Source organism: Frigidibacter sp. MR17.24 (genome assembly GCF_037095655.1).
GTDB lineage: Bacteria > Pseudomonadota > Alphaproteobacteria > Rhodobacterales > Rhodobacteraceae > Frigidibacter.
The window spans coordinates 1-12,045 of sequence record NZ_JBAWKE010000005.1; the positions used below are offsets into that span (position 1 = coordinate 1).

At 71.1% G+C, this 12,045-nt stretch carries 14 protein-coding genes; 4 read left to right on the top strand and 10 right to left on the bottom strand.

Annotated features, from left to right (window positions below):
- The 3 genes from V8J39_RS15850 to V8J39_RS15860 all read right to left on the bottom strand — a co-directional run.
- Positions 1 to 669 (bottom strand): electron transfer flavoprotein subunit beta/FixA family protein (locus tag V8J39_RS15850; RefSeq protein WP_336461914.1); only part of this gene is annotated, 669 nt, incomplete at its 3' end.
- The gene (locus V8J39_RS15855) at positions 666 to 1,487 is read right to left on the bottom strand and encodes an alpha/beta fold hydrolase (protein WP_336461915.1); all 822 of its coding nucleotides are present in this window, start codon (positions 1,485 to 1,487) and stop codon (positions 666 to 668) included. The genes V8J39_RS15850 and V8J39_RS15855, both read right to left, overlap by 4 nt.
- Before the next feature lie 112 nt (positions 1,488 to 1,599).
- Positions 1,600 to 2,412: an IclR family transcriptional regulator domain-containing protein gene (locus V8J39_RS15860; RefSeq protein WP_336461916.1), complete on the bottom strand. Its 813-nt coding sequence runs from the start codon at positions 2,410 to 2,412 to the stop codon at positions 1,600 to 1,602.
- Positions 2,413 to 2,670: 258 nt separating this feature from the next.
- Here V8J39_RS15860 and V8J39_RS15865 point away from each other — a divergent pair, with 258 nt between their 5' ends.
- From V8J39_RS15865 to V8J39_RS15880, 4 genes are read left to right on the top strand one after another with little or no spacing between them, the layout of a single operon-like run.
- Positions 2,671 to 3,351: a 3-oxoacid CoA-transferase subunit A gene (locus V8J39_RS15865; protein WP_336461917.1), complete on the top strand. Its 681-nt coding sequence runs from the start codon at positions 2,671 to 2,673 to the stop codon at positions 3,349 to 3,351.
- Positions 3,352 to 3,365: 14 nt separating this feature from the next.
- Complete coding sequence (locus tag V8J39_RS15870; RefSeq protein ID WP_336461918.1) at positions 3,366 to 4,028, top strand: 3-oxoacid CoA-transferase subunit B; 663 nt, start codon at positions 3,366 to 3,368, stop codon at positions 4,026 to 4,028.
- Positions 4,029 to 4,082: 54 nt separating this feature from the next.
- On the top strand, positions 4,083 to 4,589 hold the full coding sequence (locus V8J39_RS15875; protein ID WP_336461919.1) for a nuclear transport factor 2 family protein: 507 nt from the start codon (positions 4,083 to 4,085) through the stop codon (positions 4,587 to 4,589).
- A gap of 37 nt (positions 4,590 to 4,626) precedes the next feature.
- Positions 4,627 to 5,532: an MBL fold metallo-hydrolase gene (locus tag V8J39_RS15880; RefSeq protein ID WP_336461920.1), complete on the top strand. Its 906-nt coding sequence runs from the start codon at positions 4,627 to 4,629 to the stop codon at positions 5,530 to 5,532.
- A 109-nt stretch (positions 5,533 to 5,641) separates the two neighbouring features.
- Here the strand turns inward: V8J39_RS15880 and V8J39_RS15885 are convergent, their stop codons facing one another.
- From V8J39_RS15885 to V8J39_RS15915, 7 genes are read right to left on the bottom strand one after another with little or no spacing between them, the layout of a single operon-like run.
- Positions 5,642 to 6,277 (bottom strand): glutathione S-transferase family protein, encoded by a 636-nt coding sequence (locus V8J39_RS15885; RefSeq protein WP_336461921.1) that lies wholly within the window; start codon positions 6,275 to 6,277, stop codon positions 5,642 to 5,644.
- A 31-nt stretch (positions 6,278 to 6,308) separates the two neighbouring features.
- Positions 6,309 to 7,463 (bottom strand): acyl-CoA dehydrogenase family protein, encoded by a 1,155-nt coding sequence (locus V8J39_RS15890; RefSeq protein ID WP_336461922.1) that lies wholly within the window; start codon positions 7,461 to 7,463, stop codon positions 6,309 to 6,311.
- A 23-nt stretch (positions 7,464 to 7,486) separates the two neighbouring features.
- A complete protein-coding gene (locus V8J39_RS15895) occupies positions 7,487 to 8,290 on the bottom strand; it encodes an enoyl-CoA hydratase/isomerase family protein (RefSeq protein ID WP_336461923.1) in 804 nt (267 codons plus the stop codon).
- Positions 8,291 to 8,302: 12 nt separating this feature from the next.
- Complete coding sequence (locus tag V8J39_RS15900; RefSeq protein WP_336461924.1) at positions 8,303 to 9,049, bottom strand: SDR family oxidoreductase; 747 nt, start codon at positions 9,047 to 9,049, stop codon at positions 8,303 to 8,305.
- Between the two features lie 10 nt (positions 9,050 to 9,059).
- On the bottom strand, positions 9,060 to 10,232 hold the full coding sequence (locus V8J39_RS15905) for a thiolase family protein (RefSeq protein ID WP_336461925.1): 1,173 nt from the start codon (positions 10,230 to 10,232) through the stop codon (positions 9,060 to 9,062).
- Positions 10,229 to 10,690, bottom strand: a complete 462-nt coding sequence (locus V8J39_RS15910; protein ID WP_336461926.1) for a PaaI family thioesterase — start codon at positions 10,688 to 10,690, stop codon at positions 10,229 to 10,231. Before V8J39_RS15910 ends, V8J39_RS15905 begins: the two co-directional genes overlap by 4 nt.
- Entirely contained in the window at positions 10,687 to 11,892 is a 1,206-nt protein-coding gene (locus tag V8J39_RS15915; RefSeq protein WP_336461927.1) for an acetyl-CoA C-acetyltransferase, read from the bottom strand. Before V8J39_RS15915 ends, V8J39_RS15910 begins: the two co-directional genes overlap by 4 nt.
- Between the last annotated feature and the right edge of the window lie 153 nt (positions 11,893 to 12,045).

Genomic DNA, 12,045 nt, shown 5'->3' on the forward strand with positions numbered 1-12,045 from the left:
CTTGACGATGGTCAGCCGCGGCGAGACATCGACGCCGTAATCGGCGGCGGTCTTCTCCTCGAGCGGCTTCTTCTTCGCCTTCATGATGTTCGGAAGCGAGGCATAGCGCGGCTCGTTCAGGCGCAGGTCCGCGGTGACGATGGCGGGCATCTTCACCTTGATCGTCTGCAGACCGCCGTCGACCTCGCGGGTGACGACGGCGCTGTCGCCCTCGATCGCGAGTTCGCTGGCGAAGGCGGCCTGCGACCAGCCCAGCAGCGCCGAGAGCATCTGGCCGGTGGCGTTCATGTCGTTGTCGATCGCCTGCTTGCCGGCGATGACGAGACCGGGGGCCTCTTCCTTGACCACGGCCGCGAGCAGTTTCGCGACGGCCAGCGGCTCGATGTCGGTATGGACGTCATCGGCGGCCACGATCAGGATCGCGCGGTCCGCGCCCATGGCGAGCGCGGTGCGCAGGGTTTCCTGCGCCTGTTTCACGCCGATCGAGACCACGACGATCTCCTCCGCCGCGCCCTTCTCCTTCAGCCGGATCGCCTCTTCGACGGCGATCTCGTCGAACGGGTTCATCGACATCTTCACGTTGGCCAGATCGACACCCGATCCGTCCGCCTTCACGCGGACCTTCACGTTGTAGTCGATCACCCGTTTCACAGGGACCAGAACCTTCATGCCCGGATCTCCCGGGCCGGGGTGCTGCCCGCGACCGTGGCAAGCAGCTCGGTGAGCAGCCCGGTCACCTCGGCGGGCGCGTGATCGGCGATGTGGTGCCCGGCGTCGAGCTCACGGAAGGTCGCGCCCGGCACCCGCCCCGCCGCGGCGCGGACATAGGCGGGCGGACGCAGCGCGTCGAGGCGACCGGCCGCGAAGATGCAGGGGCAGGAGATCGCGGCGATCTCGGGCCCGAGGTCCGTCGCGGCCAGCATCCGGAAATAACTGGCGAACGACAGCGGATCGTTCGCGCGCCAGAGGCCGCGCACGCGCGCGAACAGCCCCGGGTTGCGATCGCGGTAGACCTGCGGATAGGTCCGGTCCAGCAAGGCGGGCTCGACGGCGCGCATCCCCTCGCGCTGCATCCGGTCGGCCAGGGCCAGCACCGCCGCGCGGGCGGGCTCTGCCACCTCCATCGCGGGGCCGAGCGGCGCCACCCCGGCGCAGCGGTCGGGAAAGTCGAGCGCGAAGCGCAGCGCCACCGCCCCGCCCACCGCGCAGCCCGCGACCACGACCGGGCCGGGGATCGCCAGGTGGTCGAGCAGGCCCGCGACATCGGCCGCAAGCTCGGCCAGCTCGGGGGGCCGGGCGATCCGCTCGGACCGGCCCATGCCGCGCATCTCGGGCACCACCACCCCCGCCCCGGGCGGAAGATGCGCAAGCACCCCGTCCCAGCTTTCGATCGATCCGCCCATCTCGTGGATCAGGACCAGCCATGGTCCCGCGCCATGCCGGATCGAATAGCGAAGCAGCCGCTCGCCGTCGTCGTACCAGTGCATCTGGATCCTCCCGGAATCATGTCCGCAATGCGAACATATGTCCAATATCAGGGATGGATCGCGGCGATGCAAGCCCGGGGCAGCGGATCGGCGGCCGGCGACCGACCCGCCGTCACCAGCCCATCGTGCCCGACAGCGCCTCGGCCGCGCGGCGCAGGTCGGGCAGGAAGGTCTGCACCATGCTGTCCGCGCCATGGCGGGCGGAGACGGTCGAGGCATTGAGCGCCGCCGTCGCGCGGCCGCTGGCGCCGACGATCGGCACGGCGATCGAGCGGATGCCGATCTCAAGCTCTTCGTCGATGATCGCATAGCCCTGGGCGCGGACCTTCACCATCTCCTGCCAGAACAGGCCCGGGTCGGTGATCGTCTTGTCGGTATGCGCGGTCAGCCGGTAGGTCTGCAGCCAGGCGTGCAGCTCCTGATCCGACAGCGCCGCCAGCAGCACCCGCCCGATCGAGCTGCAGGCGGCCGGCAGCCGGGTGCCGTTGACGATGCGCGAGGAATAGATGCGCCGCACTTCGACCCGCTCGATATAGACGATGTCCTCGCCGTCGAGGATGCCGACCGAGGAGGATTCGTTCAGCTTCTCGGTCAGCGCCTTGAGGATCGCCGCCGACCCCTCGCCGACCCCGAGCGGCATCAGGAAGCCGCGCGACAGGTTGACGAGCTTCGGCGTCAGCCAGAACAGCTTGCCGTCGGTGTCGACGTAATGCAGCTCGTTCAGCGTCAGCAGCAGGCGCCGCGCCGTGCCGCGGCTGAGGTCGGTCAGCTTGCCGACATCGGTCAGCGTCAGGCGACCGCGGTGGCGCACCGCCTCGTCGGTGGTGAAGCATTCCAGCACGGCCATGGCCCGTGCGACGGCGCTGACGAAATCGGGGCGGCGGCCCGCCTCCTCGGCCTCCTCGGGGTCGCGCTCAATGTTCATGCAGCCTCTTCCGGTTCGTGCGTCGCGCCGCTGCCGGACCTGCCCGGACCGCGCATCCCGCCTCTATGCCACAGTATCAAATCAAATGACCAAGCCCAAATCGCCGCCGCGCAGCCCCGCCTTGGCGCTTGACAGCATCATAACAGCCTGCATATTTTTGGACAAGTGTCCGCATGGCGGACTATCTGGGATGCGGACCTTATCCGGTTGTGCCTTTCCGATCGCTCGGAACGGACTGTTAGGGAGGACAGTCTGGGAATGATAAACAAGTTTGTCCCCACCATCGCGGCGGCCCTCGAAGGGGTGCCACAGGCCGCGACGCTGCTGCTGGGGGGGTTCGGCGCCGTCGGACAGGCCAACCTGCTGATCGAGGGGCTGCTGGAGACCGATCTGCGCGACCTGACGGTCGTGGCCAACAACGCGGGCTATGGCGGGGTGGGGCTGGCGCGGCTGCTCAAGGAGGGCCGGGTGCGCAAGCTGATCTGCAGCTATCCGCGCATCGCCGGCTCGACCGTGTTCGAGGACCTGTACCGCGCCGGCCGGATCGAGCTGGAGCTGACGCCGCAGGGCACCCTGGCCGAGCGGATGCGCGCGGCGGGGGCCGGGATCCCGGCCTTCTACACGCCGACCGGCGCCGGCACCCAGCTTGCGCGCGGCAAGGAGGTCTGCGACTTCGGCGGGCGGCCCCACGTGCTTGAGACGGCGCTGCACGGCGACGTGGCGCTGGTCGAAAGCTGGGAGGCCGACCGCTGGGGAAACCTGACCTATCGCAAGGCCGGGCGGAACTTCAACCCGGTCTGCGCGGCGGCGGCGCGGCTGACCATCGTGCAGACCCAGCACCGGCGCGAGCTGGGCGAGATCGACCCCGAGGTGATCGTGACCCCGGGCATCTTCGTCGACCGCATCGTGCATGTCCCCTACGGCGACCCGCAGGACTGAGAGAGGAGCGGCCGATGACCGACAGGACCTGGACCCCCCGCACCCGCACCGAGATCGCGGCCCGCGTCGCCGAGGACATTCCCGAGGGCTGGTACGTCAACCTCGGGATCGGTGTGCCGACGCTGGTCGCCGACCGGGTGCCCGAGGGGCGCGAGGTGATCTTCCACGCCGAGAACGGCATCCTCGGGATCGGCCCGGCCCCCGAGCCGGGCGCGCTCGACCGCTGGCTGATCAACGCGGGCAAGCAGCATGTCACGCTGCTGCCGGGCGGCGCCTATTTCCACCATGCCGACAGCTTCTCGATGATCCGCGGCCGGCACATCGACCTGTGCGTGCTGGGCGCCTACGAGGTGTCGCGCGACGGCGATCTGGCGAACTGGGCGCGGTCGGAAACCGACACCGCCCCCGCGGTGGGCGGGGCGATGGATCTCGCCATCGGCGCGCGCCAGGTCTGGGTCGCGATGGAGCACGTGACCCGCGACGGCCGGCCCCGGCTGGTCGAGCGCTGCGGCTATCCGCTCACCTCGCCTGCCTGCGTGCGCCGCATCTACACCGATCTCGCGGTGATCGACGTGACGTCGCGCGGCTTCGAGTTGCGCGACATGGTCGAAGGCATGACCTTCGAGGCGCTGCAGGCGCGCACCGGCGCGCCGCTGCTTCTGCCGCAGCCCGCCTGACGCGGCCGCCCGGCAGCCAGACGACCGGACACGACAGGGAGGAGAGACATGGACATGACCACCACCACCGGCGGCGGCGCCGATCTTGCCGCGCGGATCCGCGCGCTCGAGGACCGGGCCGAGATCGCCGAGCTGCGCGCGCAGTATTGCCACGTGCTCGACGACCGCGACTGGGACGGGCTCGCGGCGCTGTTCACCGAGGATGGCGAGTTCGAGGGCCTCGCCCATGCCGTCGGCCGGACCGAGGTGCACCGCTTCTTCAGCGAGACCGTCGCGCGCCTGGGCGAGGGCTACTGGCATTTCTGCACGAACCCGACGCTGACGCTGGACGGCGACCGTGCCACGGGACGGATCTCGATGGAGTATCTCTCGGTCACGGGCGGCGTCAGCTATGTCTCGGCCGGCCATTACGTCGACACGCTCCTGCGCGTCGACGGGCGGTGGAAGTTCCGCAAGCGCAAGATCAGCTTCTACTATTTCGCGCCGCTGGCGCAGGGCTTCACCGGCCGGCCGACCTTCATCAACATCGACGGCACGCCGCGCGTGCCGCAGCCGAACTGACCCGGGCCGCGGCCCGGCCCCTCCGGACGAGAGACAGATGATCCAGACCCGACAGATCGGCCGTGCCCGCGTCACGCGCGTGGTGGACTACGCGGCCCCCACCCACGATCCCGCCTTCCTCTTCCCCGCGCTGTCGCCCGAGCGGCTGGCCGAATGCGCACCGCTGATCGCGCCGCACCACTACGTCCCGGCGATGGACCGGTTGATCGTGACCATCCAGATCTGGGTGGTCGCGATCGACGACAAGGTGATCCTGATCGACACCGGCGTCGGCAACGCCAAGCCACGCACGCCGCCGCGCATGCGCGGGCTGAACAACCGCGTGCCGGAATGGCTCGAGGCCGCGGGCGCGGCGCCCGACAAGGTCACCCACGTGCTGCAGACCCACATGCATGCCGATCACACCGGCTGGAATACGGTGCTGCAGGACGGCGCCTGGGTGCCGACCTTCCGCAACGCCCGCTACCTCTTCCCGCGCCGGGATTACGACCACTGGGCCGAGGCGCTGCAGACGGGCGGCGACATCGCGATGGACACCAGCTGGGACGACAGCGTGCGGCCGATCGTCGAGGCGGGGCTCGTCGACTTCCTCGACGACGACGCGGGCGAGATCCTCGGCTGCCTCACGGTCGAGCCGCTGCCGGGCCATTCCCCCGGCATGCTCGGCTATCGCCTGCGCGCCGATGGCGACGAAGGGCTGTTCTGCGCCGACGTGTTCCATTCGCCGCTGCAGATCCTGAACCCCGACCTCAACACCGCCTACTGCGTCCTGCCCGAGGTCGCGCGCGCGACGCGCCGGCGCGTGCTCGAGGAGGCGGCAGAGAACGGCACGCTGCTGATGCCGATGCATTTCGGCCCACCCTGCTGCGGCTACATCCGGCGCGCGGGCGACGGCTACCGGTTCGAGGGCGCGGCCTGGCCCGAGCTGACGCTGCCCGGCTGACCGCCTGACCGACGCGCCGCGCGACCGCCGCGGCGCGGCCCGGGCCCGCTCATCGCGGGCCCCCCCCCTGCCCCGTCTCACCTGCCCCGCCCCCTGCGGCGGCGCGCGGTCAGCCTGGCCGCGGGTCGTCGCGGAACTCGGTGGCGATGACCGCGGGACGGGCGCGGAAACCCGCGTGCCAGGCGGCGAGCGCCGGGCGCCCCTCGGGCCAGGACAGGTCGGCAAAGCGGAAATCGAGATAGCACAGCGCCACCCCGATCGCGATGTGCCCGGCATCGAAGGGCCGCGCCGCGATCGTCGGGATCGCCGTCTCGAGATGGTCGAGCACCGCCGCGAACTTGCGCGCGCAGGCGGCGAGGACCCGGGGGTCGCGGTGATCGGCCTGGCGCAGCACCCGCTCGATCAGCAGCGTCATGCCGATGTCGATGAGGCCGGTCCCCAACGCCTCGTCGGTCAGGGTGCGCAGCCGCGCGGCCGGCGCGCCCGGCAGCAGCCGCGGCCCGGTGTCCGACGCCGCGTCGGCCCATTCGACGATCACCCGGCTGTCCCAGATCGGCGGCTCGCCCTCCAGCTCCAGCGTCGGGATCTTCGCCATCGGGTTGACGGCGAAGAACGGCTCGGGCGGCACCATCGGATCGGCGAGCGTGCGCACCAGCTCGACCCGATCGGCGAGCCCCTTCTCGTGCAGCGCCACCATGACCTTGCGGACATAGGGCGACCGCGGCGACCAGTGCAGTTTCGGCATGTTCAGTCTTCCTCCCTCGCGGCCGCGCCCCTCAGCGCCAGGCCGCCACCCCCGTGATGTCGCGCCCGTGGATCAGTGCCAGGATGCCCTGGGTTCCATCGGGGACCTGGAACACCCTCGCATCGGCCCACAGCTGCGCAAGCCCCAGTTCCTCGGTGATGCCCATGCCGCCGCACAGCTGCATCGCGGTGTGGATCACCCGGTTCGCATTCTCGGTCGCCAGCCGCTTGGCCATCGCCGACAGCCCGTTCGACCGCGCCCCGGTGTCAAGCGTGGCCAGCGCCATCAGGCAGGTCAGCCGCGCGCTGGTCAGCGCCGCCTCCATGTCCGACAGGTCCTGCTGCACCAGCTGGCGCGAGGCCAGCACATCGCCGAACTGGCGCCGTTCCATCACATGCGTCAGCGCCGCCTCGTAGGCGCGGCGCGCCACCGCCAGCGCCATCAGCCCGATCAGCGGGCGGTTGGCATTCCACACGATGGTCATGTGCTTGCCGGCATCGCCCGCCGTGCCGATCAGGTGCGACAGCGGCACCTCGGTGCGATCGAAGGTCACCTCGCACAGGTGGCCCTGCCTGAGGCCCGCCAGCGGCGTCTCCTGCAGGCCGACCGTCGACTGCGACAGGTCGACCAGCACCCGCTGCGGCACCGGGCGGCCGCGGTCGTCGCGCCCGGCCGAACACGAGACGACCATGCAGTCGCAGATCGAGGCGTTGGTGATCCACATCTTGGTCCCGGTCAGGAAGGCGCGATCGCCCTCGATCTCGAGCCGGGTGGCGATGGTGTTCGAATCCGACCCGGCGCCGGGCTCGGAATTGGCGGTGCAGATGATCTTCCGGCCACTGCGGAAATCGTCGAGATAGGCGGCGCGGACCGCCTCGTCGGCACCGGCGTTGAACCGCACGGTCGAGCCGTCATGCGACAGCAGCGACAGCGCCACCGCCGCCGGCAGCTGCTCCATCACCAGCCCGTAGTCGAGCATCGACAGCCCCGAGCCGCCGAATTCCTCGGGCAGGCGCGCGGCGGTGATGCCGAATTCCGCAAGGTGGCGGTAGATGTCCAGCATCACCGGTTTCGACAGCGGCCGGTCGGCGGGCTCGCGCTGCAGGATCGGCCACAGCGTCTCGGTGGCCAGACGCCGCGCGGCGTCCGACAGCATCGCCTGGTCCTCGGTCAGTTCGAACTGCATGGTCTCTTCTCTCCCTTGATCGTTCAGTCGCCGCTGTAGCGCGGCGCGCGCTTCTCGCCGAAGGCGGTGCGCCCCTCGATCCGGTCGGCGCTGTCGCGCAAGAGCCCCCAGGCGAGGTTCGACTGCGCCATGTACTCGGCCGGCGCCAGATGCGCGGTCTCGACGGCCAGCTTCTTGACCATCTGCACCGCGAGCGGTCCGTTCGCGGCGATCCGCGCCGCCACCGCCAACGCCGTTTCAATCAGCGTGCCGGCCGGGACCACATCGCTGACCAATCCCACGGACAGCGCCTCGGCGGCCCCGATCCGGTCGCCGGTCAGGGCAAGCTTCATCGCATGGGCGGCGGGGATCGCACGCAACAGCGCCTGCACCCCTCCCACCGCCGGCACGCTCGCGACCTTCACCTCGGGCAGCCCGAACGAGGCGGTGGCGGCGGCGATGCGCAGGTCGCATTGCAGCGCCAGCTCCAGCCCGCCGCCCAGGCAATAGCCGTTGACCGCGGCGATCATCGGCTTCCAGATCTGCAGGTCGCTGAGATCGAGAAGCCGCGTGTAGCCGCCGTCCGCCGCCTCGGCCACGCGGCCGAGCAGGGCGTTGCGCGCGAAGCCGCGCGTCGGCGGGAAGGTCTTCTTCAGGTTCGCGCCGGTGCAGAAGGCGCGGTCCCCGGCGCCGGTCAGGACGATGACCCGGCAGGCCTCGTCGTCCTGGCAGCGGCGCAGGACGGCGCGCAGCGCCATCAACCCCTCGGGCGTCAGCGCGTTCAGGGCGGCGGGATCGTCGAGGGTGACGATGGCTGTGGTGTCGACCATGTGGCAGGTGACGGTCATCGCGGGCCCCCCTCAGACGCTCGGGCTCGACAGCGACCGGCCGCCGCAGACGTAGAGAAGCTGGCCGGTCACATAGCTGTTCTCGGGCGCGGCGAAGAACGCGACCGCGCGGGCGATGTCATCGGGCTGGCCGATGCGCTCCATCGGCACCGTCCGTTCGAGGCGCGCGCGCTGCTCCTCGGTATAGCCGCGCATCAGCGGCGTCTCGACGATGCCGGGCGCGATCGCGTTCGCGGTGATGCCCTTGCGCGCCAGCTCGATCGCCAGGGTCCGCGTCAGGCTGACGACGCCACCCTTCGAGGCCGCGTAATTGGCCTGGCCGAAGCCGCCGAGCCAGGCCCGGGAGGCGATGTTGACGATGCGCCCGAAGCCGGCCGCGATCATCGCCGGCACCACCGCCTTGCAGCACAGGAACTGCGACTTGAGGTTCACGTCGAGCACCAGGTCCCAGTCAGCCTCGGTCAGGTTCACCAACCGCTTGTCGCGCGACAGGCCGGCATTGTTCACAAGGATCGCGGGCGCGGCCCAGCGCTCGGCCAGTGCGGCGGTCGCGGCGAGAATGCCGGGCCCGTCGGTCACGTCGACCTCCTGCCCGATCAGCCGGTCCGCGCCGGCGCCCAGGGCCTCGCCCAGCCGCGCGAGCGCCTCGGGGTCGCGGTCCCAGACCGCGACACGGTTGCCCGCGGCCAGCAGTGCGCCCGCGATGCCAAGCCCGATGCCTTGGGCCCCGCCGGTGACGACGGCGACATGTCCGCTCATCTTCGCCTCCTCAGGCCGACAGGATCGTGACGACGGCAAGCGCGGAATCGCCCGCAAGCTGGCCGCCGTTGTTCTCGGCCAGCGCGACCTTCGCGCCCTCGCGCTGCCGCGCGCCGGCAGTGCCGCGCAGGTGGTGCACCAGCTCGACGATCTGGCCCGCGCCGGTCGCGCCGATCGGGTGGCCGCGGCTGAGCAGCCCGCCGCTGGGGTTCACCGGGATCCGCCCGCCCACCGCTGTCTCTCCCGAGCGGATCATCCCGATCGCCCCGCCCGGCTCGCACAGGCCGAGGTTCTCGTAATGGATCAGCTCGGCCGGGGCCGAGGCGTCGTGCAGCTCGACCACGTGCAGGTTCTCGGGGCCGAGGCCCGCCATCTCGTAGGCCTTGCGCGCGGCGGTGACCGCCACCAGCTCGCGCTCGCCATGCGCCCTGGCCGACACCACCGCCGAGGCCCGCACCCGGATCTTGGGCGTGTCCAGCCCGGCCGCGAACGCGGCCGAGGTCAGCACGATCGCCGCCGCCCCGTCCCCGATGGACGAGCACATGAACAGCGTCAGCGGGTCCGAGATCATGCGGCTGCCCATCACCTCGTCGACCGAGGTCTCGCGCCGGAACTGCGCGACCGGGTTCAGGCTGCCGGCGTGGCGGCTCTTGACCACGACGCGGGCGAAATCCTCGGGCCCGCCGCCCGTCGCCTCGATCCACTTGCGCGCCTTGGCCGCGTAAAGGTCCATGAACAGCGAGCCCGTGCCCTTCTCGTAGCCCTCGGGCAAAGGCTCCTCGAGGTCGACGGCGCGGGCGAAGGCGCCGAAGGACACGGCCTTGTCCTCGTGCGTCAGCTTCTCGGACCCGATGACCAGCACGCAGTCGGCCTGGCCGCTCGCCACCATCAACCAGCCGAGGTGGAAGCCCGTGCTGCTCGAGGCGCAGGCGTTCTCGACGTTGAACATCGGCGTGCCGTCCAGCCCGGTGTTGCGCAGCGAGGACTGGGCGCGGATCATCTCCTGCCCGGTGACCACGCCGGCCGCGGCATTGCCGAAGACCACCTGCTCGACCTGCGCGGGCGTGATGCCCGCATCGGCCAGCGCCAGCGCCACCGCCTCCTCGGACAGCGACTTGAGGGAGCGGTCCATGAACTTGCCGAAGGCGGTCATGCCGATGCCCGATACGATCACGTCTCTCATTCTGCAGTCTCCGAAGGTTGTCCCGGCCGGGCCGGGGAAAGTCGCTTGAACGTGCCGATCGCCTGCGCGACCGGCGTTCCGTCGGCGTCGAGCACCTCGCCCCGCGCGAAGACGAGCGTCCGCCCGCCGCCGACCAGCCGCCCCGTCGCGGTCACGCGCGGCCCGCGCGGCGCGGCAAGATAGTCGACGCTCAGGCTGACGGTGACCGCGCGCACGAGGTCCTGCCCCTCGCCCACGACCCGCGCCGGCAGGCCGCAGGCGGCATCGAGCAGCGAGGCGATCGCGCCGCCGTGCAGCCGCCCCTCGGCGTTCAGGTGCCCCGGGCCGGGATCAAGTTCGAACCGGGCGCCGTCGCTGCCCAAGTGAACGAAGCGCAGGCCCAGCCCGGCCAGGAACGGGCTTTCCGCCAGCAGCGCCGCAAGGTCCCAGGGCGCGCGGTATGAGGCCGGGACGCTCATGCGCGCTCGAAGATCGCGGACAGGCCCATGCCGCCGCCGATGCACATCGTCTCGAGGCCATAGCGCACCTCGCGGCGCGCCATCTCGTGCAGCAGCGTGGTCAGGATCCTGACCCCCGTCGCCCCGATCGGATGCCCGAGCGAGATGCCCGAGCCGTTGACATTGACCCGGTCGTGATCCTCGATCCCCAGCCCCTTCAGCACCGCGAGCGCCTGCGCGGCGAAGGCCTCGTTCAGCTCGATCAGGTCCATCTGCCCAAGGTCGAGCCCGGTGCGCTCCATCACCTTGCGGGTCGCCGGCACCGGGCCGATGCCCATGCGCGCGGGATCGACCCCGGCCGCGGCCCAGCCCACCAGCCGCGCCATCGGCGCCACACCGTGGCGTTCCAGCCAGCGCGACGACACCACGAGGCAGCCCGCCGCAGCATCGTTCTGCTGGCTCGAATTGCCGGCCGTGGTGATGCCGCCCGCGCGCAGCACCGGCAGCTTCGCCAGCGTCTCGGGCGTGCTGTCGGGCCGGATCCCCTCGTCGGTCGCGACCACGCTGACCGCGCCGCGCTTGCCCGGAACGGGCACGCCCGTCACCTCGGCGTCGAACAGGCCCTGCTTCCACGCGGCGTCGGCGCGGGCATGGCTGCGGACGGCGAAGGCATCGGCCGCGTCGCGCCCGATCTGGTATTCGCGCGCCAGCGTGTCGGCGGTCTCGGGCATGCCCGAGATTTGGCCGAAGCGCGCCTCGGGCTGCGAGCGGACGCGGCCGCGATCCAGCCGGTCATGCAGCGTGACGCTGCCCGCGCGGCTGCCCCAGCGCATGTCGGTCGAGTAATACTCGATGTTGCTCATGCTCTCGACGCCGACGACCAGCACCGCCTCCGCCTGCCCGGTCTGGACGTTCATCGCGGCGTTGACCACCGCCTGCAGGCCCGAGCCGCAGCGCCGGTCGAGCGTGTAGCCCGGCAGTTCGATCGGCAGGCCGGCGGCCAGCGCGCCCCAGCGCCCGAGGCAGGGCGCCTCGCTCGAGGCATAGGATTGCGAGACGATCACCTCGTCGAGGTCGGCGCCATCGCTGCCCGCCCGGGCAAGCACCTCGGCCACGACATGCACCATCAGCTGGTCGGCGGTCAGCGGGCGCAGCGCGCCGCCGAAGCGACCGATCGGCGTGCGCACGGGCGCGACGATCCAGGCGGTTTCGAGTTCTGTCATCAGAGGGGCCTCCCCTGCCCTGTCCGGCCGGCCCGGCCCGGTCCGCGCATCGCGCCTTGCCCCGGGCCTGCCTGTATGTTCGCAATACGGACTATTGTCCATTAAACTGGTCGGGCGCTGCCCCGCTGTCAGGCGGGGCGGGCCCGGCGGTGG